Genomic DNA, 25,278 nt, shown 5'->3' on the forward strand with positions numbered 1-25,278 from the left:
GCGATGGGCGACGCCATCATCTCCGTGCGCGACCTCCACAAATGGTATTCCGGCGTTCATGCCCTCAAAGGGGTCACGCTCGACTTCAAGCGCGGCGAGGCGCTTGGGCTCGTCGGCGACAACGGCGCCGGCAAGTCGACCCTCATCAACATCCTGTCCGGCGTCCACCGCGCCGACCAGGGCGAGATCAAGGTCGAGGGCAGGGCGGTGAGCATCGCCACGCCGCGCGACGCCATGGATCTCGGTATCGAGACCATCTACCAGTACAACTCCATGGTTCCCACCATGTCGATCGCCAGGAACCTGTTCATCGGCCGCGAGCCGACGCGCTTCTCGGTCCTCGGCGTCGGCATCCTCGACCAGAAGAAGATGGCCGAGGAGAGCGTGCGCGCGATCGCCAATGTCGACCTGCATCTGCGCTCGCCCGACGCCCTGGTCGGCGAGCTCTCCGGCGGCCAGCGCCAGGGTGTCGCGATTGCGCGCGCCATGCATTTCAAGTCGAAGGTGATGATCCTCGACGAGCCGACCAACCACCTTTCGGTCAAGGAGACGAACAAGGTGATCGGCTTCGTGCGCGGCCTGAAGGAACAGGGCGTGACAGGCGTCTTCATCAGCCACAACATGCATCATGTCTTCGAATGCTGCGACCGCATCGTGGCGATGGCGCGCGGCGAGGTGGTGCTGGACAAGCGCATCGGGGACACCTCGATCGACGAAGTCCATGGCGTTTTGTAGAGGTGGCGGCGATGAAGGTGCTTGGCGATCGTGTCGTGCTGCTGACGGGCGGGCTCGGCTCGCTCGGCCGGGCACAGGCGGTGAGGCTGGCGCGGGCCGGCGCGCGCGTCCTGGTGCTCGACCGCCCGGACATCGCGGACGCTGCGCAGACCGTGGCGGCGCTTGGCCAGCAGGCCAAGGGCGATATCGCTTTCATTGACTGCGATCTCAACCGCCTTGCCGAGGCCGAAGCCGCCGTAGCCGCGGTGGCGGAAAGGGAAGGCGGCATCGACATTTTGATCAACAACGCGGCGCTGATCATCAACCGGCCCTTCGAGGAGTTTTCGCTGACCGAGTATGAGGACCAGATCCGCGTCAATTCCTCGGCCGCCTTCGCGCTTGCTCGCGCCTGCGCGCCGGGCATGAAGGCGAAGGCCTATGGCAAGATTGTCAACTTCTGCTCGATCACGCTCAACGGCCGCTGGGACGGCTACGTGCCCTACGTCGCGTCGAAGGGCGCCATGCTCGGCCTCACAAAATCGCTGGCGCGCGAGCTCGGCCCGCATGGCATCCGCGTCAACGCCGTGTCGCCGGGCGCGGTGGTCTCGGAGGCCGAGGAGCGTGTCTTCGGCGACCGACTCAAGCAGTACAATGACTGGATCCTCGAGAACCAAAGCCTGAAGAAGCGCATCGAGCCGGAAAATGTCGCCGAGCTAGTGCTGTTCCTCGTCTCGCCCGCTTCCGACATGATCAGCGGCCAGAATATAGCGGTCGATGGTGGCTGGTGAGCATGGCCGGCGCCATCGAGCTGAACGACGGCCAGTCGAGGCTGGTTTTGACGCCGGAGAACGGCGCGGCGATCGCCCGTTATGACGCCCTGGTGATCGGCAGCGCCCCGGTTGCGCTGTTCAAGCCAGGCGACGGCACCGGCACCTCTGGCTGCCAGCTGCTGGTGCCGTGGTCGAACCGCATTTCCGGCGGCGGCTTTTTCTTCGAAGGCCGTTTCCATGCCGTCGAGCCGAACGTGTCGGGCGAGACCTTCCCGATCCATGGCGATGGTTTCCAGAAACTGTGGCGGCTCGCCAGCCGCACGGATACCGAGGCGGAGCTGGTGCTCGAAGACGGCGCGATCGGTCCTTACCGCTATGCGGCATCGGTCACCTATGCGCTGCGCGACGGCGCGCTCGACGCGTGGCTGACGGTGGAGAACCGTGCCGGCATGCGCCTGCCTTACGGCCTCGGCTTCCATCCCTGGTTCCCGCGCGGTGACACAACCCTGCTGGAGGCGAAGGCCAGGCGTGTCTGGCTGGAGGACGAGCGTCATTTGCCTGTCGGCGTCGTCCCGGTGGGCGAGCGCCCGGCCTGGGATTTCGACCGCCCCATTCCGCTGCCGCCGGACTGGGTGAACAACGCCTTCGACGGATGGGACGGCCACGCCAGGATCGTGCAGATGGAAGAGGGGATCGCAATCACGCTCACCGCCTCACGCGAGCTCGACGTCTACATTCTCTATTCGCCGTCGCCCGATGCCGGCTTCTTCTGCTTCGAGCCGGTCTCGCACCCGGTCGACGCGCATCACGGCGAGGGGCTGACGCCGCTTGATGACGGGGAAACGATGAGCGCGACGATGCGGCTGGACTGGGCGGTGACGGAAAGCGACGCGCTCTGAGGGATTGGCAGCTTCGGCGAAGGCGCCATTCTTGAAACGTTGGAGATTGGCGAAAGCCGAGGCGACGTCCAATCTCCCCCAAGTGGGGGAGATGTCCGGTAGGACAGAGGGGGGCGCCGTAGAGTAGAAGCGTTGGTGACCCAAACCTAAGCGTCCTAACTCCGACCATGCCGCATACGCCTGCGCCACCAAGACATCGGGCCAACGCGATGCCGAAACGCCTCCCTTACAGCTCCTTTTCCGCCAACTCCCTGAACCCGTCCGGCACCGAGCGCGTGCGCTCCAGCGCCACGGCGCCGTAGCCGACGGCCTCCTTGCCGAAACGCTGGCGGATCTTGTCGATGGCGCGGTCGGCGCCGAAGCGGGCCAGCCCCTTGCGGCTGCCGGGCTTGAGCTTTTCATCGGCGAGGCCGAGCGGCAGTTCGAGCTGCAGCTCGGTGTGCTCCTCCAGATGAGAGACGGAGATGGCGAGCAGCGAGATGTCACGCTCGCCCGGATGGGCGGCCAGCACGCCGCGCACCAGCTCCTCGGCGATTTCGGCGAGCATTGCGGTCGCCTGGATCGGCTGCTCCAGTGTCATCGAGCGGGTGACCGCGCGCAGATCGGCGAAGCGAACGCGCACCGTCACCGTGCGCCCCGGCCGGTCCTTGGCGCGTAGCCGGCTGGCGACGCGGTCGGCCAGATGCAAGAGCGTCGGCACGAAGACGTGTGGCACCGCTGGCTTCCTGCCCAGCGCCGATTGCGCGCCGGCGGAAATCGCACGTCGATGTGTCTCGAGCTTGCGCGGGTCGCGGTTCCAGGCGAGCGCGGCGAGCTTCTGGCCGGCGGCATGGCCGATCAGCCGCTCCAGCGCACCGCCATGGGTGCGCGCCAGCTGCCCGATCGTCTCGACGCCGATCTCGGCCAGCCGCGCCTTGGTCGCCGGGCCGACGCCCCACATCAGCGTGACAGGCAGGTCGTGCAGGAATGAAAGCTCGGTGCCTGGCTCGACCACCACCAGCCCGTCGGGCTTGGCCACTTGCGAGGCGATCTTGGCGAGATGCTTTGTCCGCGCCACGCCGATCGAGATCGGCAGGCCGAGCTCAGCCTTTACCCGATGGCGGATTTTTCGCGCGATCTCTTGCGGCGGCCCGAACAGATGCGTGCAGCCGGCAACATCGGCGAAGGCCTCATCGATCGAGATGCGCTCGACAACCGGCGTGAAATCGTCGAGCACCTTGATCGCGGCGTCGCCGAGGCGCTGGTACTCGGAAAAATGGCCGCCGACGAAGATGAGCTGCGGGCAGAGCTCGCGCGCCTTGCGGCCGGGCATGCCGCCGCGCACGCCGAAGACCTTGGCCTCATAGGACGCGGCCAGTACCACTCCGCCGCCGACGGCGATCGGCTTGCCGCGCAGGGACGGGTCGAGCAGCTGCTCGACCGAAGCGTAGAAGGCGTCGAGATCGGCATGCAGGATGGTAGCGGCCGCAGCGTCGTTCGTGGTGCGCATCGCTCGATGGCCATTTGTGTGGCATTGCAGCATTAGCTGCGTCTGTTGCAAGGGGAATTAACTGAACATAAAGAGAACAAAAAGCGTTTAGTGTCAAGCCGCCACACCAAAACATGCAGCCTTGCACAGCTTGGCACAACCCGAGCTTGCAGACGCCGAACTGCGGCCCGACGTCGCCCCGCAATGCCCCCGGCGACGGTTCCCTTCTGTTCTCCCGATGTTCGAAATAGAGGGTATCTCTAACATAAGATGTTCACGGCCATTTGGATGAGGGCTGAGCCGAAAGAGGTATGGAATTTCCGGTACGGCTTTTGGATGGTCCGCTTGCGCCTACCCCTTGTGTGCGAGCCGGCCCACCCATACCGCAACTGCCCCGGCTTCGGCTGGTCGTCCTTTGCTGGCAAAACTTGGCAGTGCCCGGCGCTCAAGGCGCCCCTATAGCGGCCCGACAGTCCGTTGGGGTGGTTAGGGTCACCGACCGCCGGGCCTAACCGACTGGTGCGAGTCGGCTAGGCACATCGTAATATTAGCAACCCAGCATCTAAACCGTGACTGGAGGTTTTCCCCTGATTCTGCCGTCCGCCTTTCTGTCCCACTCTAGGACATGCGCGCTGGCATCGGTCTTGCTCCGCAGGTTCTGCCGGTTGATCCCGGTCCTGATCGCGTAGCTTGATCAGGTTGTAGGCTCGCCGGGCTAGAGGAGTTGGGGTCTCGCCCGGCGAGTTCTTCGGAATTCGACTGCGCCAAGGACCGATACGGTCGGCCTTTGGCCGGACAAAAAAGGACCCGACTTGCAGGCCATGCGGCAGAGAAACAGCGAAACGGCGCCTGCAGGTCGGGCCTCACCCATAGCCCCCGCCAAAACTGGGTGATACCCATTTATGATCCCTGCAGCGCGATGGGCCGAATCAATTCATCTTAGTAGTCGCTAAAATATCGCCCGGTGTGGCAAAACTGCATCCATCGGTCAGTTGCGTCAAATGCCCTGCCGTCAACCGTGGTGATCGACGGTGCAATTCACAAATCATCCCGCAACTCCGGAGAAGCTGCGGAGTCCATGGGGGCGGCCCGGCACCGTGGCGGGGTAGGCCAGCATGGGCCGGGCCTAACCGGCGGGGGCTCGGAAGAGAAACACGGCGCCGGCTGATGACAAATATACGCTCCTGCTTGTATGCCGGTACGCATCCTTAAGGACGAAGCCGGGGTAAGCTTGGCACGGCTGCCGGAAAGAAGTGCCACGGCTCCGGCCGTGCCGGCCTTCGCCCGATCCGTCCTATGCCGGCTTGGCGTATTGCTCGGCGCTCAGCACCTCGATGCACTGGAACGGCTGGTTGCCTTCTACCCAGGCGTCATGGCCGGGCGGGATGGTGTAGGACGTGCCGGCCTCGAAGGTCTTCTGCGTGCCGTCGTTCATGCGCACGGTGATCGAGCCGGACACGACATAGCCGACATGCGAGACCTGGCAGCTCTCGGTCTTGACCACCGGCTTCACGCATTCGGACCATTTCCAGCCCGGCTGCATGTTCATCCGCCCGAGCGTATAGCCCGGCAGCCGGACGATCTCGACGCGCGTCTTGGCGGGCGCGCGGACCTCGTCGGGATTGTTGTGCGATTTGGCTTCGAGTTTTGTCACGTTCATTGCAACTTCGGCCATGGTTTCCTCCCATGAGTGAAGCGGCGCCTGACGTTGCGATCGTCGGCGACCGCACCCATCCATACGCCTAGCTATGAGTAATTGCTAATATTATGATTGAGGACGGCGATCCCGAGTCCGGGCAACGGCAGCGGGAAGCGTTGCGTTCGGGCTTCGGGCGACGGTCCGGGGCCGCGTTCGGACTGAAGTCTCAACGCGTAAACGCAGAGGCCCGAGGCGCCGATTTTGAAGAAACAACCGCCCCGTCAAATTCATTGCCTAGCAAGCCGCCGGACAAAGTCCCTTCATCGGCGGTTGACCACGGCGTGCTCGCCATCCCTGCGATATGGCGGGCACGCCTTTCCTGGAGTTGTAGGCCGTGCAACCCGGCAAGACGATCGCGAATCTGTTTGCCGCGCTGCTTCTGGCGAGCCTGGTCGGCGGCGTCTTCTTCGTCTTCGGCAGGCCGCTCTGGCCCGAGCGCCGAGCCCGGATGGTGATCCTTCTGCCGATCGACACGATCGCGACCGGATCGGTGCGCAAGGCTTGCCTCGCGCCATGCCTGCCGGCCCGCTTCGATCTCAAGCTTGCTCCCGCCAGGCCGCCTGGATGAAGTAAGCCGCGGGAACCAGTCCGCGCCTCACGCCGTTGATTGAGCGAAGGGATGGCGCTGGCGGAGGCCGCCATGGGCAATTTCGAACTCATCGATCTTCTGTGCGTCATCGACGCCTGCGCGAGCGACCGTTCGGCCGGGCGTGTCGTGCCGATGTCGAAGGCCGTCGAGGAACTGCGCGTGCTGACCGGCGATTTCGTCTCGTCGGATGAGGATGCGGCCAACGCCTTGACGCAGGTTGCGCTCGAGCGCGGCTGCGCGGTTCTCTTCGACGAGCAACCCGGCGCCGACATCATCGCGGAATTCTAATGCATGTCGCCCAGAAGTGTGCAGCGGTTCTGGGATAACGACATGCATAAAAACAGAAACTTAAAGCGTGTCGCCTGAATCCGTTTCAGCGCGACACGCTTTAGGGCCGCGACACAGGCTGCCGATTTCCCCGCAACTCATCGCGGCCCTTGCGGGCCGCCGCCGTCTTCTCGTCTCACTTCGCCAGGGTGATCAGCCGTCCCGCATACATCTCGCGGTTCCCGAGTTCGGCCGTGCAGTCCGCCTTCACGGCGGAGGTCCCCGTCATGGCGATGGTGTCGCCGACCAGCCGCAGGCAACTGCCCTGGGCGTTCATGTCCGAATTTCCGGCAAAGGTGACGGTGGCGTCCGGGGCGTAGATGAAACCGCTCACCACCGAGCCGGATCCGCCGTTCAGCGTCAGCGCCTGGGTGTTGCCGTGCGCCTGGTAAATGGTGATGCCGGCATAAGGGCCGCTGGTCGGCGGCGAGAGCTTCACCTGCTCGTTGGCGTTGATGTAGACCTGCGAGTTCTCCATCAGGAAGATCGTCACGCCCTGGCCGCTCAGGCTGCCGTTGCCGCCCGGCTTTATGGTGACGTTGCGCAGGATGTAGGTGCCCGGATTGAGGGTGATCTTTCCCGACAAGGTCTTATCGCAATAGGTGCCCGGCGACAGCGTCACCGTCTTGCCGTTGGGCACCGGCAGGCAGAGCGTGTAGGCGGGAGGAACGACGTCGGCCAGCGGATCGAACGAGGCATACTGGTTCTCGTGCGGCGCGCCGCAGGAAAGGGTGGCGTTGGGCGGCGTCAATCCTTGCGTGCCGCCGACCGTCGAGACGCAGCCGGCGCTGACGATCGCCGAGCCGCCGCGGTTGACGGCGTCGGCGGCGTCCGAATTGGCCGCGATCACGCAGCCGCTCATCGCCACATTGGTGGAGCCCTGCAGGTTGACCGCACCGTCGGCGTGCTGGTTGAGCGCGAGCACGCAGGCTTGCGCGCCGGGTTTGACCTTGACCGAGGCGGAGCGCGTAGCCTGCCAGGCCGGCATGCCGCTGACGAAGGCCGGCCGGCTGATGCTCGACGACAGCGAAATGAAGTAGGCGCTCGGACCGCCGCTGGCGGCAGCCTGGAAGGCGGCGATGCTGCCCGACAACTCTTGCGCGTCGGCCGCGCTCATATTGGCCGCGAAGAAGGTCTGGCCGAGTTGCTGCACGTCGCTCGCCGACATGGCGGCCTGGTATTTCGTACCGATCGCAAGGCCGGCCGCGTCCAGCGAGTTCTGCAACTGCGCGGCGTCGTCGCTGGTGCCTATCAGGTCGACGGAAGCTGCCAGGCCAAGCATCAGCGGCACCATGGCGACAGCGGTCGCGATCGCGAAATTGCCGCGCCTCGATGCCCAAAACCGTCCAAACATGGAGCCCGCCCTCGTCGTATGGCACAGAGTGATAGGCGCGCCGTCTCTACGAGCGATTTCCAAAAAAGATAAAATGCAGAAGAAGCTAAAATATTAGACTTTCCCGTGGCTTACGTCTTAAGTCCGAAGTTTGTTGGGCCTTAAGTCCTAGCGTGCGCGGCGCAAGATGGGGGCAGCAGCCGCTGCAGTCCTACCAGCGCAAGTCGAGCGAAATAATTAGGCATTCGTTCATATGGCAATGATGACATCACGGCTGGGATACCTTGGGTGCGCTCAGCCATGGCCTTTTCGGGTCGGTTCTTCAAACCTCTTTTTTTTCGACGCGTCTTGCGACGCTTTTGCGAAGGCGTGGGCGGCAATGTCGCCACCATCTTCGCGCTTACCCTGCCGGTCGTCATCGGCGGCGCGGGGCTCGGCGTCGAGACCTCCTATTGGTACTATTCGAGCCTGAAGCTGCAGGCGATCGCGGACGCGGCCGCCTATGCCGGCGCGCTGGAAAAGGTTCAGGGATCCAACACAGCCACGATCACCGCCGCCGCCACGACATCGGCCAGCTCGAACGGACTGGGCGGCGGCACCATTGTCGTCAACACCCCGCCCACCTCGGGGCCGAACATGGCCAAGAAGGCGGTCGAGGTCATCCTCAACCAGAACCTCGACCGGATGTTCACCTCCATCTTCACGCAGACCAAGGTGCCGGAGCGGGCGAGGGCGGTGGCGCTGATCACCGATGCCTCTAAGGCCTGCGTGCTGGCGCTCAATTACTCGGCCGCGCAGGCGGCGCTTTTCTCCGGCAGCACCAGCGTCAAGCTGACCGGCTGCTCGGTCATGTCCAATTCGAGCGCCGCTGACGCCATCAAGGTGCAGGGATCGGCAGGGCTTCAGGCCGACTGCCTGATCACCGTGGGCGGCGTCGTGCTGAACAATCCGGTGACGATGGACCCGGCGGTCTGCAAAGCCCCGATCACCCAGGCGCTGCCGGCTTCCGATCCATTTGGGAGCCTGCCGACACCCGCGGCCACCGGCGGCTGCAAGAATATCAACGGCAACAAGACGACGCAAACGATCCAGGCCGGCACCTACTGCAGCGGCATGAACCTCAACGGCAATGTCGCGCTCTCTTCCGGGACCTATGTCGTCCAGGGAAATTTGAAGATCAACGCGGGTGCGGTCATCACCTGCGCCACCCCTTGCACCGGCGTGACCATCTTCATGGCCGGCAGCAACACCGTCAGCATAAATGGCAACGCCACCGTGAACCTGAGCGCGCCGACCTCTGGCACTTATTCCGGCGTGCTGTTCTACGGCGACCGGACCGGGACTGCGGCGCAGAGCACCTTCAACGGTACCGCCACTTCGCTTTTGACCGGCGCCATCTATTTTCCCAGGCAACAGGTCAACTATCTCGGCAACTTCTCGGGCAAGAACGGCTGCACGCAGGTCGTTGCCGATACCATCCAGTGGTCGGGCAATTCGACCATCAACCAGGACTGTTCGAGCCTTGGGATGAAGGACATCCCGGCCGCTCAGTCGGTTGCAGTCGTCGAGTAGTGGCAGTGCGGCTACCGATTATCCGTTTTGGCAGAAACCGCGCCGGCATCGCCGCGGTGGAGTTGGCGCTGGTGACGCCGGTGCTCTGTGCTGCTCTTCTCGGCGTCACGGACGGCTGGTCCTACGTCTCAAGTTCGCTGGCGATGCGGGCAAGCGTGAAGACGGCAGCGAACCTGGTGATGGCCGGCGCCACCGACGACAGCGCCATCCAGGCCGTGGCGCTGGCCAGTTGGGAGCAGAAACCGGGTGATGCCGCGGTCGCGGTGAGCCGCACTTACCAATGCGGAACCACCGTGGTCACGTCGACCACCATCTGCAGTGGATCGAAAGTGCCCTCGGTCTTCGTCCAGATCCACGCATCTGGCACCTGGATCCCGCCCTTCACCTTCGGCCCCTACCCGGACAACACCGGCCTCGGTCACGTGCAGGTGGTCCGTGTCCGCTAAACAACGACCTCAAGCATTTGCCGGCAATATCTCGGGCGGCGCCGGTATCGAGTTCGCGCTCGTTGCGCCTTTCCTCATCATGCTCCTGTTCGGCATCTTCGCCTTCGGCTGGTCGATGAACAGCGTGTCCAGCGTGCGCTATGCGCTTGAAGCCTCCGCGCGCTCGCTGCAGCTCAACAACACGCTGACGCAGTCCGATATCCAGGCGATCGCGACGCAGAAGCTGCAGGCGCTGGGCCTGCGCAATGTGAACGTCACCATTACCACCGATCCGCCAAGCGGCGGCTTCCGCATGGCGCATGTCAACGCCAGCTATGCCTTCGTCATCAGCTTTCCCTATTTCAGTGATTACCCGATCAGCTACACGACCTCGGTGACCGTGCCGCTGATCGGCGGCTAGAAGCAATTCCAGGAAAAGCGGTGGGGCTCGGCGACCTCGCCGCAGCTTTCCGTCCGGAATTGCGATCGCCGGTCCGCATCAACGTCTGACATTAGCGATGTCTAAATTCCGCAAGGTTGGCGCCAGCCAGCAATGCTAGGCAGTTGCTGTCATCCCTATCAGGAGCACAGCCATGACCTCTCCCGTTGCAAGCCAGCCCGGCGCCGGTGTCTTGCATCATGCAAGCAAACCCCAGGCATCGTCGGAAACGTTCCCGGGCAAGAGCGGCGAAAGCATCGGCCACCTTGCAAAGGTTTCGGTTTCCGAAACGGGTGCCAGCGAACCGAACGCGCAAGGAAAAGCCGCGTCCCGGATCGCCCGGATGGATTTGACGGTGCTTTCCCCGACCGGTTCAGGTGAAGACCAGGAGCCGGACACCGCACCGCCGACGGATCAGGAAGCCGGCGGCACGGAAGCGCCTTCTTCCATTTGATGCATGTCGCCCAGAAGTGTGCAGCGGTTCTGGGACAACGACATGCATAAGACAAACACTTAAAGCGCGTCGCCTGAATCCGTTTCAGCGCGACGCGCTTTAGTCACGCCGCACCAGGCGCATTCCGCTCGAGCGGACCTTGCCGTCGCATGGCGCGGAGGCGCCGTGCTGTTGGTTTCCACGCAAGCAAGAACGTTACCGGGACCATGGTCTGGCGAGACAAGGGCCCTCATTGTTCCAAACGGCCCAAGGCCGCCCGGCCCTTTGTATTTCCATTGAATTTCAATACGTTAACACAATATTATGTGGAAATACCTCGGCACCGGCGGGCCCGCTCTCATTTCGCGACCGCAATTGCTTAAAGTTTATCCGACGTCATTAGGAAATTCTCATAAGAGGCTGGCTAGCGGTTGGGCGATGATGACGATTCATCTGCGGAGAAGCACAATGACATTGCGAAAGACACTTCTGGCATCCCTTGCCATTCTGGCGCTCGCGGCGGCCCCCGCGCTTGCCGGCAACGGCCATGGCGGCGGCAACGGCCACGGCGGCGGCAACGGCCATAGCGGCGGCAACGGCGGCGGCAATGCCGGGGGCAACGGCAATGGCAACAGCGGCGCCTCGCATGGCAAGTCGGCCTCGGCCAAGGGCCACAACAAGGGCACCGACGACAGCTCGACCGATGACACGACAACGGCTGCCACGCCGAAGGAGAAGAACCTTCACGCCAAGCTCGGCCGGCTGAACTCGCTGAAGCGCAACATCAACGCCTACATGAACTCCAAGAGCAAGAAGTTCGCTGGCGTCCAGGCCTATGTGACGCAAGCCGCGGCGGCCCAGAATGCGCAGGCGGCGGTGGACGCGGCTCAGCAGGCCGTGGATGACGCCACGGCTGCGCTTGCTGAGCTGAATGCCAAAGCGGCTGACCCGATAACCCCGCCCGACGAGGTTCCGACCCAACAGGAGCTTGATGACGCACAGGCGGCGCTGGATGCCGCCAACGCGGCGCTCACCGATGCCACAAACGCGGCAGCCAATACCCCGCCCCCCACCGATACGTCGTTGGACGCCGCCCTTGCCGACATGGCCAACAAGCCGGTCGACCCCGACGTCACCGCCTGGGCCAAGGATACGCTGGCAGCCAAGATCGATGCTGCGGCAGCCGCCACGGCGCCGACAAGCACAACGTCGACAACTCCATAAAGCCGGTCGGTCGAACCGACCAGAGGGTGAACGAAACGCCGCCGGCCTCGCTCGGCGGCGTTTCTTTTTTGCGATAGGCTTTGGCCGGGCCAAGCGGGCCCAATTCGACAGCGTGTCGGACCTCAGTCGCCTTGCATTCGGCGACACACAGCGCCTATGTCACAGGCGCGCTCCCCGTTCTTGCCCTCCATGGCGCATGGTTCTGTCTCCACCGCCCCCGGTGGAACGGAGCCCAGATATGAGGAGCTGAAGAACGACAGTCGATTCCTCAGGGATGTAGCTGTTCCTTCATCGAGCCCGCCGCTGGTTCAGGCCAGTAGGCGGGCTTTTGATGATCAGCGCGAGGCAGGCTGCGTCATTTCGGCGTGGTCGAGCAGGCGGGTGACGTCGGGGCGATCCCGCTCGTGCTCGGCACCGACGTGATCGATGCCTTCCACCGTGATGGCGAACGTCCCGTTCTCGGTCCTGCCGATGAAACCCTTCGCCTTGAGGTACCACAGGTGAAATTCCAGGTGCTCGCGAGGGCAGCCCGACAGGCGCTCGAGTTCTTCGTCGCCGATGCCCGGATTGTTGACGTCCCGCCGGCGCCTCACATAGAGAAGCGACAGCAAATTGGCCTGGATGACGGAGTCCCGTTCAAGGCCGCCGCTGTTGCGCGCTTCCTCCGTAAGCTCGTGGCGAAGGCCCAGATGCTCGCGGTAAAGGATGTCGTATTGGGCCCGTTTGACCGGGTCGCGGAGCGTATTGTTGGCTTCGACGATCTCGCTGAAACGCGCCTCATTGCCGGTTTCCCGATTGTCGGGATGGTAACGCATAGCAAAGTAGCGGAAAATCCGCTCGATTGTCTCAGAATTGGCGTTCGGGCTTATTTCCAGAGCTTCGTAGTAATCAATGAACATGTAATCGTGCTTCCGCAATTACGGAAACCACTCCCCAGCTCCAAGCATTGCCCAAATGCTGCCCGCATGCAAGGCGCCGAGGCTCGCTTTGACGCCATTCATGTGAAGCCGCTCGCTTATTACATCCCCGTGGGGGTCACCATCGTCCAGCGGAAAATGGCGGAAATCCGCCGTTTCGGACGATTTGGCTAAAGTCGTCCCCACTTTTCGTCCCACACTTTTTTGCGGCTTTAGTGGCACCGATCGGCATGTCCTCGGATCACGTTGCGATTCTTTGCGTGAAAGGGTGCCAAGTTCGATATTTTATCAACCGCTTTTCGGCGTTTGCCGACGGGCAGCTTTTGGGGTCCGCTTTCGCCGCCGGAATGTCTGAGATCGGGTGGTTAGCGGAACGTCCGGTTGTGGGTGGAAAGCAGACGCTAAACCACTCCACCAGCCTCTGTAACCGGACCGATCGCGCCATCGTATATGCCGTAACTGCACCCAAGACTGGTACAGAGTTAATCCGCGTGTGCAGGTGGTTCGGGTCACGCCAATGCAGCCTCTTTTTGATCGCTGATCTAAGCTCGTCACCGGCCCGCAGCACAGTTTCAGGACGTCTTTTGATGGAGAACGAGATGCTTCGAGGGGGATGCCGCTGTGGAGCGGTGACGTATCAAATAGCGTTGGAGGATTTGCCGGCGAGTTATGCCTGCCACTGCGAAGATTGTCAGACGTGGAGTGGAAGTGCCTTCGCGCTGCACGCCATGCTACCTGAGTCACCTATCTGCTTCCAAGGCGCGGCCACGACCTTCGCTTTGAACGGCGCGGAACGGGCCGCCTCAGAGCATATCGGGTGTGAGGCTTGCATGACCCGCCTTGCCAATCGTAACTCGGCCGTTCCCGGAATGCTGATACTTCGTGCGGGGACGCTCGTCCGGAGTAGGGAGATCGAACCCTACGTGCACATCTGGACTTCTCGCAAACAGCCTTGGATCGCTTTGCCGGCTAGCGCTCAGGCGTTTCATCGCACTCCTACACCCGCAGAGTTTCAAGCGGCTGTAGCGACCGCCGCGGAAGGACGGCGGACCTGAGGTGGCAGACGACATCGCGCGGCCCGCCCTCCCGAAAAGGATGGTGAAACGGGAAGGATTGTAGGTGCTCTGCGACCGCCCGAGCTTCGGGAATAGAGATTTGATCTGATGTTTGCGACAAGCCGGCAAGCGCATGAATGTGGCTGACACTCAGCCAACGGTGGAGTTCAACTGCTTTTCCATAACAACAAGTTCCAGGTCGGGGCGCAGCGGATGACCGACCGAAGGGTCGTCATAGGGGAATGCTAGAGTTTCGCCCGTCAGCTCGTATCCACGCCGGCGATGCCAAGCGATCAATGCCTCACGCTGCCGGATCACCTCCATTCGCATCCGTGGCGCCCCAGCCGCCGCGGCCTGTCGCTCGACCTCCTGCTTGATCAACTTTCCGATGCCCGCGGTCTGCTCGTCCGGAGCCACGGCGAGCATCGACGTATGCCACGCGCCATCGTCGTCTATCGCGATGTTGATGCAGCCGGAGATCGCGCCATCCGTCAACCGGCGCAGCAGAAGAATGCGTCCCCGCGCGATGAGCGCACGAACGCCCTCCTCGCCGATGCGCGGTCCATCAAGCAACCCACGCTCGTTGGTCCATCCCTCAACTGCGCCATTGGCCCTGTATGCCCCGTTCACGACTGACACTATTGCAGCGGCATCGCCCGTCACGGCATCAATGAAACGCAATTTTTCTACTCCTATCGAAACGTTCGTCATTGCAGCTGCGATCACCGTTGGGGCGCCCCAGCATCCGGTTTTGGGGTCACGCCGTCTTCGCACCAGCAGGAGCCGGCGACGTGATCGACGCCTACCTCGCTTGTTCGCCCGTCGTAAAGCCTCGGTTACGATGAATTTGGTTCGGAGATATCTCCACCTTCAGGAGCGCGCTCCCGACACCGTCGCGATAAAGGCGCGCAGGTCGGCCAGCATCAGTTCCGGCTCTTCCAGCGCGGCGAAATGGCCGCCCCGCGGCATGTCGGTCCAATGCACGATGTTGTAGGTCTTCTCCGCGAACGAGCGCGGCGGCGGCAAGAACACCGGATCGGGGAAGGCCGCAATGCCGGTCGGCACCTGGATGCGGGTGCCGGCCGGAAGCATTAGCGACTTCTCAAGCCGGCTGCCGTAGTAGATCCAGGTTGCAGTCACGAACGATGCCGGCGCGATGTAGAGCATGATGTTGGTGAGGAGTTCCTCCTCGGAAAACTTGCTCCAGATGTCGGGGTCGCCATTGGCGGTTGTCGGAAGATCGGCCCACTTGCCGAATTTTTCGAGTATCCAGCCCGCCGCTCCGACCGGGCTGTCGGCCATCGCGATGCCGAGCGTCTGCGGACGGGTTTCCTGCTCGTGAAAGTAGGCGCTCTCCTGATCGGCAATCGCGGCCCGCTTGGCGGCGAAGGACTTCTCCTCGCCGGTCGTCGGAGCGGCGTCCTCCGCACGCACGGTCATCATGTTAATATGGATGCCGAGCAGAGCGTCCGGGCGATCATGCGCTGCCCAGGCCGCGATGCCGTGGCCCCAATCGCCCCCTTGAATGAAATACCGCGCGTCGCCGAACAGTTGAATCATCAGCCCATGCACGAGCGCAGCAGCCCGCCGCGGGCCGATCGAGTGCGTGATCGGGTTGGAGAACGCGAAGCCAGGAAGCGAGGGGACGACAACATCGTGCCCGTCCGCTGCGAGCGGCTCCAACAGCCGCTCGAACTCGAGATACGAGCCCGGCCAGCCGTGGAGAAGCAGGACGGGCGGCTTGGAGCCGTCGCCTTTCACATGAACGAAGTGGAGGTGCTCGCCTTCCACGTCGGCCGTGAAGTTGGGCAGCGCGTTGAGGCGCCGTTCGACCGCACGCCAGTCATAGCTGTCCCGCCAATAAGCGGCGAGTCGCTTGAGGTCATCAACCCCGACCCCCGCCGACCAGCCTCCCGCATCCGGCAGCTGGCTCCAGTCATAAGCCTCGACCTTGGCTCTGATCGTGGCGAGCCGTTCGTCAGGGACGTTTATTGTGTAGGGTGAAATCATGATGTTCTCCGCTTAAGCTGGGATGCGGTTCCAGGAAGAGGGTGTCCACGAATCCGATATTGTCGATCGATGTTCTGAGAGCCGAAGACTACTCGGCATACTGCTCGGTACGTCGCCGAGGTTGAAATCGAACCTTCTGATCTCCGTTTCCGAAGCGCGGTGCGTGGCGCTGGCGACGCATAGCCTTTGACCGCAGCCGGTGGACGAGCCGCTGGTCGCCGGAAGCCAGTGCCATTTCGCTATCACCGCAGCTCTCACCGCCGCCTTCCTGTTCTGGCCTACACGGTCGAAACCACAATACTGAGATACCAGTGCGAGGGCTTTCCCGATTGGGAAGGCCCAGCGGGACGATGATGCGTCCCGCCAGCATCGCGCCATAGCCGGACGCGAAGCCGCTCAAGAGATTGCCGAGCGCGAACAGCAGCATCAATCCAACCGCTAGCGGCCGGCGCGGCAGATGCCCGACTAACGCCGTGACCGTGGGGGCACCGGCCGTCACGGCGAGGGCATAGCCGGAAACGAGCAGACCAGCCGCCGGGAGCGTTATCCCGAGATCGCGCGCGATCCCGGGAACCAGGCCGATGATCACGAACTCAGTCGTGCCAATGGCAAATGCTCCCGCGGCCAGCGCGATCAGCGAAGGCTTCATGATCGTCGTGCCTCACGCGTCAACCGTCTCGACCACCCTTTCGACATGCGCGACGATGCCGGTCTGGCCCGGCGCGACGTCATCCGCCATGGTGTGGCGATCGGGGAAATCGCCTCCGTTCTGCGCACGGAACGGGATTGGCGCGTCGGTGAACAGCCCGGCGAGTCGCGCGCGCCAGCCCGCCTTGATCGCCTCGACCTCTTCGGCGGTGGAGACATGGCCGGCGCTGTAGACAGCGTGCGTGGACAGCACATCCATGCCCGGATAGAAGAGCGCGCCGTGGGTCAGCGGAAAGAGCAGCTGCTCAATCGGCGCGTTGATCCCGCGCGGGCCATAGTCCGCCACAGGTCCACCGGCCTGAACATTTACCAGCGCGCGCTTGCCCTTCAGGATGCCGTCCCCGAAGCGAAACTCGTTGGTGCCGTTCTGGTAGCCATAAGCGAAACCAAAGGCATAGACGCGTTCGATCCAGCCCTTCAGGATCGCGGGCACGCCGTACCACCACAGCGGGAACTGCAGGATGACCGCGTCCGCGGCAAGGAGTTTGGCCTGTTCGGCGACAACATCCGGCGTCTGGTTGCCGGTCGCATAGGCATGGCCCGATTCCATGATGAACGACAGCCGGTCGGGATTGGTGCGGACGGGAAAGTCGTCGGCGTCGAACACTGCTTTCCACTTCATACCGTAAAGTTCGGATTGCACGATCTCGTGTCCGGCGGCGCCAAGCGTCTCGACAGTAACATCGACCAGCTGCCGGGTGAGCGAGGTTGGTTCGGGGTGCGCAGATACAATAAGGATATTCTTCTTCATCATGCTTCTCTGGTCTCTATCGTGGAGTGTGGGGGGGCGCTTCAGCCCTCGCTGGGATGTACCCAAGCCAGCGGCTTCACCGGATCATCAAGCTCGGTATGGGCCAGCGCGTTGGTGAAGTTGGAGATGATCTTTGCGTCGGCCATCAACGTCGCGACGCTCACATTCCCGAGCTGAACGACCGGCGCGATGTCGGTGTAGTTCGGTACGTCGCCCTGAATTTCGGCCGCGTGCGCGTGGAATGCTTTTTGGAAGCTGTCCGGCGACTCGAACAGCGCGTGAAACGCGGCGATGTAGGGCGCGGGGGCACCCGGCTGTGCGCCGCCAAGGCCGGTTTCGACGATCACCCCTCTGACGGCGTCGCCAAGCAGGCCCGGGGCCAAGGGCACATGTTTCTCGACATAATAGGCGGCGTCGAAGCGTGCCCTCTCAGTATTGGGATAAAGAAAACTGACGATGATCATCCTTGCCTCCCGCGGGAGGGATTGGTGAAGCTCCCGCATTGAGGCTTGCAGGATGAAGGCTTTTCAGCCATATCTGAAATCGATTATATTTTATTCGGAAATAAATGTGGTGGATACCAGCCGCATCGACCTCAACCTTCTGGCAACGCTCGAAGTGCTGCTCGCCGAACGGAACGTCACCAAGGCGGCGGCGAAGCTGCATCTCAGCCAGCCGGCAGTCAGTGCGCAACTCGCGCGGCTGCGGGATTTGTTCGACGATCCGTTGCTTCTTCCTGCCCAGCGCGGAATGACCCCGACCGCCAAGGCAACAGAACTTGCCCCGCAATTGCGCGAGGCGTTGGATCGGGTGCGCTCGACACTGCAATCCCACAGGGACTTCGATCCCGAAACGGCGCAACTCGCTGTGTCGATCGCTTGCTCGGATTATGTCCAGGCAGCCGTTGTGATGCCGCTCGTCTTAGCGCTCCGGCGGATAGCACCAGGCGTGCGCGTGGCGGTTTGGCACCTGTCCCCCGCCCTCATGGAACAGCAGTTGGCGAACGGCGATATCGATTTGGTGATCGCCACACCCGATCCCGCGATGCCGCATCTACGTGCATGTCATCTTTACGAGGAAACATATGTCCTCATCGGCAGGCAAAGCCACCCGGATCTGAAGCCTGGTCTGACGATCGAGAACTATGTCAGGCTGGAACATATCATCGTCTCACGGCGAGGCGGCAATTTCGAGACACCAGTTGACGACGCCTTGGGGGTTCTCGGTTATCGGCGCAATGTCGTCATGTCAGCGGGCTCGTTCTTGTTCATTCCCGAAATTGTTTCCAGCAGCGATCTTGTCGCGCTCGTACCCAGGCGGCTGTTTCGTGCCCAATCGGAAAGGCTGACGATCATCGATCTGCCCTGGCTGAGCGAGCGGTTCGATATCGGCTTGATCTGGCACGAGCGTTGTCACGGCCATGCCGGGCAGCGCTGGGTTCGCGAATTGATCGGAAAGCTGATGGTCGAGGGCGAAGACGACGCGCCGCGCGGCTAGACTAATCGGGCAGCGACAGTTTCCCGCCATCGCCGAGGCTATCGAGTTCGTCGAGCTCGGCGGCGTGGCGGCGGCCCCATTTGCACAGGTCAAGTAGAACTGGCCTCAGGCTTTGGCCCAGCGGCGTCGCTTCATAATCCACTCTTGGCGGCACCTGCGGGAACACCGTGCGGCTCACGATGCCGTGCGCCTCAATCTCGCGCAATTGCTGGATCAAGACCTTCTGGCTGATAGCGGGCATCAGCCGGTTCAGTTCGGACATATTCGGCCTCGAGCTTCTGATATTCGGCGTTTAGCGCCCCAATGGTGGCGTTCTCCTCGGCAGTGAGGTCGAGCGGTTCGCCCTGCACTTAGCCCAGGAGAAACTCGGCCCACTCGTTCATCAGCACACGACGCCGGTCAAAAAAATCGGTGCGCCGATAGGGCTGCTTCAACCGCGTTGGCGATGCGATGTGCCAAAGCCTTGTCTGCGACTTCCTTCGGCACGTTGGTGCATTCGGCCACCCAATCGGTGAACGTGCTGCGAAAGCCGTGAACGGTCGCATTCCCAACCTTCATGTCCCGCAGAACCTTTAGCATGGTCATATCGCTGATCGGCTTGTCACCTGTGAAGCTGAACGGCAGGCTCTCCGGCTTAACCTCGCCGTGTAATGCGAGGTGACGCTGGTGCAGCGCGCGCAGCAGCTTGACCGTAGCGGGGGCGAGCGGAACGACGTGGGCTTCCTTCATCTTCATTCTGGCCGCGGGTATCGACCAGACCGCCTTGTCGAGATCGAACTCGGCCCAGGTCGCCTTGCGAGCCTCATTCGAACGCACAGCGGTCAGCGGTCAGTACCGTGAGCCTGAGCGCGTCCCGACCGAGGGTTGAGGGAAGAGCGCTCAGCGTCTTCATGAAGGCGGGCGCATCCTCATGCGGCATCGCGGCGCGGTGGGTCGCGCGACGGGTCTGGCGCGGCAGACCGCGCGTCACCGATCGAAGCGAAACTTCGTCCGGCACCAGCCCTTTGATGTGCGCGAAGTCCATCACGGTGCCGATACGCTGAAGCACCCGCTTGGCTGTATCCGGGATGGTCAACCAGATCGGCTCCAGCACGGACAGCACCGCCGCGCTGTCGACCGCTGTAACGGCTTTGCCGCCAATATGCGGAAACACGTGCCGCTCAAAGCTCGACATCCATGAGGCGTGTCGCTGGTCCTTCCAGCCGCCCTTCATCGCGTCGTAGCAATCGCGCGTCACCTTCTCGAAGGTCGGTGCCGATTTACGGGTCGCGCGCCGCCTGGAGGGCGGATCAATGCCGGCGCGGACCGCCCTGCGCAGGTCTGCCGCGAGTATCCGCGCGTCGGCCAGTGGTACGTCGTGGGCGGGTCCCAGCCCGAAATCCCGCCGCTGCCCGGCATGCTGCATCCGGAGCACCCACGATCGCGTTCCGCTTTCGCGCACAAGCAGATATAGCCCGTGCAAGTCGGCGTGCCTGCCGGGGCCAGCATGTTTGACCTTGAGAGTAGTCAGCGCCATCGAAACCTCGTTCTGAAGTCCCACATCGCGTCCCACGTTTCGATCCGGATTTTGTGACAAACTGTGGGACGAGCTGGACCGACAGTTTTCAAGTATTTCTCGCTAGATCAATAGGTTGAGACGTCCTGAAGGTTGCTGAGATTTCAGAACGGTATCCGTAGGGGTTAGAAAACCTTACCGGATTAATCCACTATTGCTCTGGAATAAAATACAGCCTCTGCTACGTTAGCTCCGTTTGAAATTCAGGTGGCAACCTGAATGGGGGCCGACCTCAAGCCCGGCTCCCTTTTTTGGCTCGCTTCGAAAGAGGCGAGCCATTTTTTTTGCAAGCCGCGCTCGCGGCTTTCGCCTGAAGATCGCATCGTGCGCGATGGCTAATATGGCTTGCAAGATGTAGACTTCGCAGAGTCGGGTTTACAAAGGCATATGGGAGCACAGACAGAATGCCACGGGTATCGGAACTCTTCTTCAAGACGGCCATCATCTTTTTCCTGCTGGGCATCACCATCGGCATCAAGATGGGCATTTCGGGCGATCATGGCGCCTTCCCGGCGCATGCGCATTTCAATCTTCTGGGCTGGGTCACCAGCGCCATCTTCGGCGGCTACTACGCGCTCAATCCGGCCAAGGCCGAAAGGCGTCTGGCCATGATCCACTACGGCCTCTACACGCTCGGCCTCGTGGTGATGCTGCCGCCGCTTTACTTGAAATACGCCTATGGAATGGACGCCGTCGAGCCGATCCTGGGCATTGGATCGCTGATCGTCGCCGCAGGCGTGCTGATCTTTGCCTATATGGTGTTCTCGCCCGCGCAGCCGGTGCGCTCGGCCACGGTCGCCCCGGCGCGCTAATGCATTGTCGCCCAGAAGTGCGCAGCGGTTCTGGGACAACGACATGCATCAAAGCAAAGACCTAAAGCGCGTCGCCTGAATCCGTTTCAGCGCGACGCGCCTGCATGTCGCCCAGAAGTGCGCAGCGGTTCTGGGACAAACAACATGCGTCAAAACAAAAACCTAAAGCGTGTCGCCTGAATCCGTTTCAGCGCGGCGCGCTATGCATGTCGCCCAGAAGTGCGCAGCGGTTCTGGGACAAACGACATGCGTCAAAACAAAAAACCTAAAGCGTGTCGCCTGAATCCGTTTCAGCGCGGCGCGCCAATGCATGTCGCCCAGAAGTGCGCAGCGGTTCTGGGACAAACGACATGCGTCAAAACAAAAACCTAAGGCGTGTCGCCTGAATCCGTTTCAGCGCGGCGCGCTTTGGATCCGTCGCTCATGGCCGAGCGACCTTTGCGCCGCTCGGCTTGCCGGCTCCCGCGGACCCGCAGTTCCTCGTCTTCTTGCGCTTAGGGTAGTCTTGGAAAGAGGCGCGACAGCAGCGCCAGGATGATGCCGTCCCGCTCGAACGGGCCTGGCAATTTGGCGGGCGAGGCGGCGCCGTCGCTCGACTTGGCTTCGTCGGTCACGCGGGTCTCGCCATGCACGAGCCACAGCACCACCGCGAAGTAGCCTACCTGCAGAACAACCGCGGCAAGGACCGTCCAGCCCAATGCGGCCCAGACTGATCCGGTGGACGTGAATGTCCAGCCGAGGATCACCAGAAGCGTAGCCACCATTCCCACAAGAAACTGCGGAAAATACATTTGCCCAACCGAGCGCCGCGGCCATGTCCGGTCGTCGACGATCTCGCCCATACCTCTACCCGCCATGACCCATGCACCTTTTCCGCTAGGACCGCAAGCTTCAACGACTTGCCAGCGGCCCTGTAGCCCTTTCGTCTGGTCCGGCACGGACCACAGGCGCAGGACTTCTGTGTGAGAACCGCGAGTTGCGCCATATCGTTCCCGAAGAACTTGCATTTAAGGAGCGCCTAATGGAGCGCGGCGCCTGTCAGGCGCGGTAAGCCAGCGCGGTCTTCCCGCGCCTTCGTTTTCGCAAAAAAAAGAGGCCCACCGATCGGCAGGCCCTTTTCTCTTCATGCTGTCTGGATCAGGCCTCCAGGATCGCCACGATCTCGTAGGTGTCCGGATCGACGATGACGATGCGTCCGTCGGCCAGCACGAAATAATCGTAGCCTTTATAAGCCGGAACGATCTCGACGATGCGGGCCGGCAGGCGGTGCAGGCGGATCTTGTGCCGCGGGACCTCGACGCCGACCGAGATGTTGAAGCTGACGTCGCGAACCGGCGTGACGTTGGTCTCGTGGATGATCTGCGTGATCTGCGTCCTCTGTTCGACCGTCACGTTGTTGATCGAGGCGGTCTTGTTCTGGTCGGTCTGCACGTTGGTATTACCCTGGGCATTCTGCTCAGTGCTGGTTCCGGTCTTGCCCTGTGCATTCTGCTCGGTCTGCATCTTGGTGGTGCCGCCCTGGGCGTTCTGCTCGGTGCTGGTTCCGGTCTTGCCCTGGGCGTTCTGCTGGGTCTGCATCTTGGTAGTGCCGCCCTGGGCATTCTGCTGGGTGCTGGTTCCGGTCTTGCCCTGGGCGTTCTGCTCAGTCTGCATCTTGGTGTTGCCCTGAGCGTTCTGCTCGGTGTTGGCGCCGGCCTTGCCCTGGGCCTGCTTCTTCTTCTTCAGCTGCGTGTTGTCCTGGGCGTTCTGGTCCGTGCTGGCGCCCGCCTGACCCTGGGCCTGCTCATCGGTCTTCATCTGGGCCTTGCCTTGAGCCTGCTCTTCGGTGTTGGCGCCGGCCTTGCCCTGAGCGTTCTGCTCGGTCTGCGACTTCATCTCGCCCTGGGCCTGCCCGCCCGCCTTGCCGCCCTTCTGGCAGTCGGCCGTGCCGGTCGCGCAATTGTCGCCACCGCTCGGCTGCGCGGATTCGGTTTGCGCCATCGCCGCGCCGCAACCAACACCGAGCGCGATCATACTTGTGATAAGCACGCGTTTCATTGGATTTCTCCTCGAAAAAAGTCGGTCCCTTCGTTTTGGGTAACCCTGCCCGAAACGCATTGTTCCGAAATTGTTTGGCGAGGAACCGGCGAACGTTTGCCGAAAAACGGGGCCGCGAATTTTTGCCGGAACAAGGCCTATGGAAGGGCGTTACGCACAATGCCTACCAGCTGTGAAATCGCAGGCGCAGCGTGAGAGGCAGCCTATCCATCCAAGGAGAAGATCGATGAAAATGCACCTCATAACCGCTGCCGCGGGCCTGCTGCTCCTGACCGGCATCGGCGCCGCCGCTGCGCAGGATGTCGTGATTGAGCCCGAGCAGGAAACGGTCATCAAGGAATATGTGCATAAGCAGCCGTTGGCCTCGATCGAGATTCCCGGCGTCAAGCTCAGCGTCGGCAGCGTCCTTCCCGACACCGTCGAGCTGCATGAGGTTCCCAACGTCAAATATCGTTACGTTGTCGTCGACAACCAGACGGTCATCGTCGATCCCGGCACGCGCAAGATCGTCCAGGTGATCGAGTAAGGGATCAATTCGCGGCTGAGTAACGGCCTGCCGCCGGCGCGGCGGCCGGCCGTTAACCAGTATTAATTCGTTACCACTTGCTAACGGAACCTTCGATCCGGGCACGCGTTGCCGCCTCTGTGTTCGCACTTGCCTCATAGAGGACACAAGCGTGCGCAGGATTGCGAACCAGGGCGGTGGCGAAACAGGCACGGGTGGGGGAGGAGACCAACCGACATGTCGAGACGAGAAATCGGAACATCCCGTTCGCTGGGGATACGTGTCGCCGATCTGAAAGCCAGGATGCGGGACGCCAGGATCACCGAGCATGAGATGAAGACCTTCCAGAAGGTCGCGGCCATCATGGGGGGCGGCGAGGGCTCCCTACGCATTGAGGCGGACGATCTGATCGCCGCGTCCTTCGTTACCGAGGCGCTGGGCGAATCGACGCCGAACTGACAGCGGCCACCTGCCGAAAATCACCGGTCGAACCAGTCGACCGTCAGCCGGCAAGGCGACGGTCTTCGGACAGGCGCGCAGCGACGCCCCGTTGCTCCGGGATCTGCACGGCCAAATCCTGAACTGATAGGCAAGCCGTTGCGACGCTCCATCCGGAGCCTTCGCCGGCGAGGGGTTTATCCAGGCGCGTGTCGGTGCCGTATGCGGCTTTCGCGTGCCCGGCGGCGCCTGATCTTTGCTTCGCGCAGCACCGCCACCGGATCGGCGCCGGTCCACTCGATCCCGGCCTTCTTCGCGAAGACCAGGAACGCCTCCCGCGCCTGGTCGAGATCGATCTCTCCCGACCGCGCCGCCTCGCAGGCGCGCACCGTCATGGCGTAGCTTTCGCCTCGCGAGACTGCCGGCCATTCCTTGAGAAAGTTCTGCATCGCGGTGAGCGAGGCGATCTCGCGCTTGAAGCCGGCGCCGACCGCAACGGCCACCGGGGTTCTAAATTCGATGTCGCTTTTGATGCGACCTTCTTGTCCGATGAGACCTTCTTGCATGACGGCGCGCCCTATGGATTTCAAAGTCTTGAGGATTTCAAAGCCTTCCAATGCAGAGCCGATGCGAAGGTTCCGCTAGGTCAATCCACCAGGTCAATTAGTCGTCGCTGACGGAACAACACCCCTGCCGAGGGCGTTTGCCCCCGGAGCTCCCACGTTCGACCTGCCGGTGTTTCCGCCCCCGCGGAGGCACGGCGGAGCTCGCCAACGCAACAGGAGATAAACGATGAAAACCACCTTCATTCCAGCTGTCGCCGGCCTGGCTCTGATGGCCGGCATCGGCATCGCGGCCGCGGACGAGGTGATCGTCACCCCTGAGCAGCAGACCGTGGTCAAGGAATATGTCCACAGGCATCCGATCGCCTCGGTCAACGTGCTCGGCCTCGAACTCGGTGTCGGCTCCACGATACCCGATACAGTCGAGCTGCAGCAGGTCCCGGATGTGCAGTACCGCTATGCGATCGTCAATGACCACACGGTGCTGATCGACCCTGGCACGCGCCGCGTCGTCCAGGTGATCCAGTAGCGCCTGGTT

Annotated in this window: 30 protein-coding genes and 1 pseudogene; 16 read left to right on the forward strand and 15 right to left on the reverse strand. The window is 62.4% G+C overall.

Translation table 11 applies throughout. The annotated features are described in order from the left end of the window. Positions 1–3: 3 nt before the first annotated feature. From AC0L2L_RS14460 to AC0L2L_RS14470, 3 genes are read left to right on the forward strand one after another with little or no spacing between them, the layout of a single operon-like run. Positions 4–735: an ATP-binding cassette domain-containing protein gene (locus AC0L2L_RS14460; protein ID WP_473579257.1), complete on the forward strand. Its 732-nt coding sequence runs from the start codon at positions 4–6 to the stop codon at positions 733–735. 11 nt (positions 736–746) lie between these two features. Beyond that, positions 747–1,502, forward strand: a complete 756-nt coding sequence (locus AC0L2L_RS14465) for an SDR family oxidoreductase (protein ID WP_473579258.1) — start codon at positions 747–749, stop codon at positions 1,500–1,502. 2 nt (positions 1,503–1,504) lie between these two features. Continuing rightward, on the forward strand, positions 1,505–2,383 hold the full coding sequence (locus AC0L2L_RS14470; RefSeq protein ID WP_473579259.1) for an aldose 1-epimerase: 879 nt from the start codon (positions 1,505–1,507) through the stop codon (positions 2,381–2,383). A gap of 226 nt (positions 2,384–2,609) precedes the next feature. Here the strand turns inward: AC0L2L_RS14470 and dinB are convergent, their stop codons facing one another. Together dinB and AC0L2L_RS14480 are read right to left on the reverse strand one after the other, a co-directional pair. Next, the gene (gene dinB / locus AC0L2L_RS14475) at positions 2,610–3,872 is read right to left on the reverse strand and encodes a DNA polymerase IV (RefSeq protein WP_473579260.1); all 1,263 of its coding nucleotides are present in this window, start codon (positions 3,870–3,872) and stop codon (positions 2,610–2,612) included. A 1,273-nt stretch (positions 3,873–5,145) separates the two neighbouring features. Continuing rightward, positions 5,146–5,526: a cupin domain-containing protein gene (locus tag AC0L2L_RS14480; RefSeq protein ID WP_473579261.1), complete on the reverse strand. Its 381-nt coding sequence runs from the start codon at positions 5,524–5,526 to the stop codon at positions 5,146–5,148. A 358-nt stretch (positions 5,527–5,884) separates the two neighbouring features. On the opposite strand from AC0L2L_RS14480, the gene AC0L2L_RS14485 reads away from it, so the two are divergent. Together AC0L2L_RS14485 and AC0L2L_RS14490 are read left to right on the forward strand one after the other, a co-directional pair. Next, on the forward strand, positions 5,885–6,118 hold the full coding sequence (locus tag AC0L2L_RS14485; protein WP_473579262.1) for a polymerase: 234 nt from the start codon (positions 5,885–5,887) through the stop codon (positions 6,116–6,118). A 72-nt stretch (positions 6,119–6,190) separates the two neighbouring features. Further along, a complete protein-coding gene (locus AC0L2L_RS14490) occupies positions 6,191–6,427 on the forward strand; it encodes a hypothetical protein (protein ID WP_473579263.1) in 237 nt (78 codons plus the stop codon). A gap of 175 nt (positions 6,428–6,602) precedes the next feature. Here AC0L2L_RS14490 and AC0L2L_RS14495 read toward each other — a convergent pair whose 3' ends face one another. Beyond that, complete coding sequence (locus tag AC0L2L_RS14495; RefSeq protein WP_473579264.1) at positions 6,603–7,820, reverse strand: TadE/TadG family type IV pilus assembly protein; 1,218 nt, start codon at positions 7,818–7,820, stop codon at positions 6,603–6,605. A gap of 279 nt (positions 7,821–8,099) precedes the next feature. Between AC0L2L_RS14495 and AC0L2L_RS14500 the strand changes: the two genes are divergently transcribed. From AC0L2L_RS14500 to AC0L2L_RS14520, 5 genes are all read left to right on the forward strand, one after another. Next, positions 8,100–9,371: a TadE/TadG family type IV pilus assembly protein gene (locus AC0L2L_RS14500; RefSeq protein WP_473579265.1), complete on the forward strand. Its 1,272-nt coding sequence runs from the start codon at positions 8,100–8,102 to the stop codon at positions 9,369–9,371. Between the two features lie 5 nt (positions 9,372–9,376). Continuing rightward, positions 9,377–9,817, forward strand: coding sequence for a TadE/TadG family type IV pilus assembly protein (locus AC0L2L_RS14505; protein WP_473579266.1), 441 nt, complete (start codon positions 9,377–9,379; stop codon positions 9,815–9,817). Further along, a complete protein-coding gene (locus tag AC0L2L_RS14510) occupies positions 9,807–10,217 on the forward strand; it encodes a TadE/TadG family type IV pilus assembly protein (RefSeq protein WP_473579267.1) in 411 nt (136 codons plus the stop codon). Before AC0L2L_RS14505 ends, AC0L2L_RS14510 begins: the two co-directional genes overlap by 11 nt. A gap of 172 nt (positions 10,218–10,389) precedes the next feature. After that, positions 10,390–10,689: a hypothetical protein gene (locus AC0L2L_RS14515; protein WP_473579268.1), complete on the forward strand. Its 300-nt coding sequence runs from the start codon at positions 10,390–10,392 to the stop codon at positions 10,687–10,689. Between the two features lie 447 nt (positions 10,690–11,136). Further along, the gene (locus AC0L2L_RS14520; RefSeq protein WP_473579269.1) at positions 11,137–11,892 is read left to right on the forward strand and encodes a hypothetical protein; all 756 of its coding nucleotides are present in this window, start codon (positions 11,137–11,139) and stop codon (positions 11,890–11,892) included. Positions 11,893–12,227: 335 nt separating this feature from the next. On the opposite strand, the gene AC0L2L_RS14525 is transcribed toward AC0L2L_RS14520, so the two are convergent. Next, on the reverse strand, positions 12,228–12,791 hold the full coding sequence (locus AC0L2L_RS14525) for a J domain-containing protein (RefSeq protein ID WP_027165802.1): 564 nt from the start codon (positions 12,789–12,791) through the stop codon (positions 12,228–12,230). Positions 12,792–13,408: 617 nt separating this feature from the next. Between AC0L2L_RS14525 and AC0L2L_RS14530 the strand changes: the two genes are divergently transcribed. Next, on the forward strand, positions 13,409–13,864 hold the full coding sequence (locus AC0L2L_RS14530) for a GFA family protein (protein ID WP_473579472.1): 456 nt from the start codon (positions 13,409–13,411) through the stop codon (positions 13,862–13,864). A gap of 150 nt (positions 13,865–14,014) precedes the next feature. Here the strand turns inward: AC0L2L_RS14530 and AC0L2L_RS14535 are convergent, their stop codons facing one another. From AC0L2L_RS14535 to AC0L2L_RS14555, 5 genes are all read right to left on the reverse strand, one after another. Beyond that, positions 14,015–14,545: a GNAT family N-acetyltransferase gene (locus AC0L2L_RS14535; protein WP_181178225.1), complete on the reverse strand. Its 531-nt coding sequence runs from the start codon at positions 14,543–14,545 to the stop codon at positions 14,015–14,017. A gap of 189 nt (positions 14,546–14,734) precedes the next feature. Further along, positions 14,735–15,874: an epoxide hydrolase family protein gene (locus tag AC0L2L_RS14540; RefSeq protein WP_473579270.1), complete on the reverse strand. Its 1,140-nt coding sequence runs from the start codon at positions 15,872–15,874 to the stop codon at positions 14,735–14,737. A gap of 88 nt (positions 15,875–15,962) precedes the next feature. Further along, complete coding sequence (locus AC0L2L_RS14545) at positions 15,963–16,523, reverse strand: MFS transporter (protein WP_473579271.1); 561 nt, start codon at positions 16,521–16,523, stop codon at positions 15,963–15,965. A gap of 12 nt (positions 16,524–16,535) precedes the next feature. Then, the gene (locus AC0L2L_RS14550) at positions 16,536–17,336 is read right to left on the reverse strand and encodes an NAD(P)H-dependent oxidoreductase (protein ID WP_473579272.1); all 801 of its coding nucleotides are present in this window, start codon (positions 17,334–17,336) and stop codon (positions 16,536–16,538) included. Between the two features lie 38 nt (positions 17,337–17,374). Beyond that, positions 17,375–17,797, reverse strand: coding sequence for an EthD family reductase (locus AC0L2L_RS14555; protein WP_473579273.1), 423 nt, complete (start codon positions 17,795–17,797; stop codon positions 17,375–17,377). 52 nt (positions 17,798–17,849) lie between these two features. Between AC0L2L_RS14555 and AC0L2L_RS14560 the strand changes: the two genes are divergently transcribed. Then, positions 17,850–18,830, forward strand: a complete 981-nt coding sequence (locus AC0L2L_RS14560; RefSeq protein ID WP_473579274.1) for a LysR family transcriptional regulator — start codon at positions 17,850–17,852, stop codon at positions 18,828–18,830. A 1-nt stretch (position 18,831) separates the two neighbouring features. Here the strand turns inward: AC0L2L_RS14560 and AC0L2L_RS14565 are convergent. The 3 genes and pseudogenes from AC0L2L_RS14565 to AC0L2L_RS14575 all read right to left on the reverse strand — a co-directional run. Beyond that, positions 18,832–19,092 (reverse strand): annotated as a pseudogene (locus AC0L2L_RS14565) (winged helix-turn-helix transcriptional regulator); the annotation flags it as partial. Between the two features lie 137 nt (positions 19,093–19,229). Beyond that, a complete protein-coding gene (locus tag AC0L2L_RS14570; protein ID WP_473579275.1) occupies positions 19,230–19,646 on the reverse strand; it encodes a tyrosine-type recombinase/integrase in 417 nt (138 codons plus the stop codon). Then, complete coding sequence (locus AC0L2L_RS14575; protein ID WP_473579276.1) at positions 19,633–20,346, reverse strand: tyrosine-type recombinase/integrase; 714 nt, start codon at positions 20,344–20,346, stop codon at positions 19,633–19,635. The genes AC0L2L_RS14570 and AC0L2L_RS14575 overlap by 14 nt, the downstream gene beginning before the upstream one ends. 443 nt (positions 20,347–20,789) lie before the next feature. On the opposite strand from AC0L2L_RS14575, the gene AC0L2L_RS14580 reads away from it, so the two are divergent. Continuing rightward, on the forward strand, positions 20,790–21,197 hold the full coding sequence (locus tag AC0L2L_RS14580; protein ID WP_027165803.1) for a heme-copper oxidase family protein: 408 nt from the start codon (positions 20,790–20,792) through the stop codon (positions 21,195–21,197). 494 nt (positions 21,198–21,691) lie between these two features. On the opposite strand, the gene AC0L2L_RS14585 is transcribed toward AC0L2L_RS14580, so the two are convergent. Continuing rightward, positions 21,692–22,054, reverse strand: coding sequence for an exopolysaccharide production repressor protein (locus tag AC0L2L_RS14585; protein ID WP_473579277.1), 363 nt, complete (start codon positions 22,052–22,054; stop codon positions 21,692–21,694). Positions 22,055–22,334: 280 nt separating this feature from the next. After that, positions 22,335–23,234, reverse strand: coding sequence for a DUF1236 domain-containing protein (locus tag AC0L2L_RS14590; RefSeq protein WP_473579278.1), 900 nt, complete (start codon positions 23,232–23,234; stop codon positions 22,335–22,337). A 226-nt stretch (positions 23,235–23,460) separates the two neighbouring features. On the opposite strand from AC0L2L_RS14590, the gene AC0L2L_RS14595 reads away from it, so the two are divergent. Together AC0L2L_RS14595 and AC0L2L_RS14600 are read left to right on the forward strand one after the other, a co-directional pair. Continuing rightward, positions 23,461–23,760 (forward strand): DUF1236 domain-containing protein, encoded by a 300-nt coding sequence (locus AC0L2L_RS14595; RefSeq protein WP_473579279.1) that lies wholly within the window; start codon positions 23,461–23,463, stop codon positions 23,758–23,760. A 216-nt stretch (positions 23,761–23,976) separates the two neighbouring features. Continuing rightward, positions 23,977–24,198, forward strand: a complete 222-nt coding sequence (locus tag AC0L2L_RS14600) for a hypothetical protein (protein WP_027165807.1) — start codon at positions 23,977–23,979, stop codon at positions 24,196–24,198. 176 nt (positions 24,199–24,374) lie between these two features. Here AC0L2L_RS14600 and AC0L2L_RS14605 read toward each other — a convergent pair whose 3' ends face one another. Then, positions 24,375–24,743, reverse strand: a complete 369-nt coding sequence (locus AC0L2L_RS14605; RefSeq protein ID WP_473579280.1) for a DUF982 domain-containing protein — start codon at positions 24,741–24,743, stop codon at positions 24,375–24,377. Positions 24,744–24,969: 226 nt separating this feature from the next. Here AC0L2L_RS14605 and AC0L2L_RS14610 point away from each other — a divergent pair, with 226 nt between their 5' ends. After that, positions 24,970–25,269 carry a DUF1236 domain-containing protein gene (locus AC0L2L_RS14610; RefSeq protein ID WP_027165809.1) on the forward strand — a complete coding sequence of 100 codons (300 nt, stop codon included), beginning with the start codon at positions 24,970–24,972 and terminating at the stop codon, positions 25,267–25,269. Positions 25,270–25,278 lie beyond the last annotated feature (9 nt).

This window comes from Mesorhizobium sp. WSM4832, from assembly GCF_055811115.1.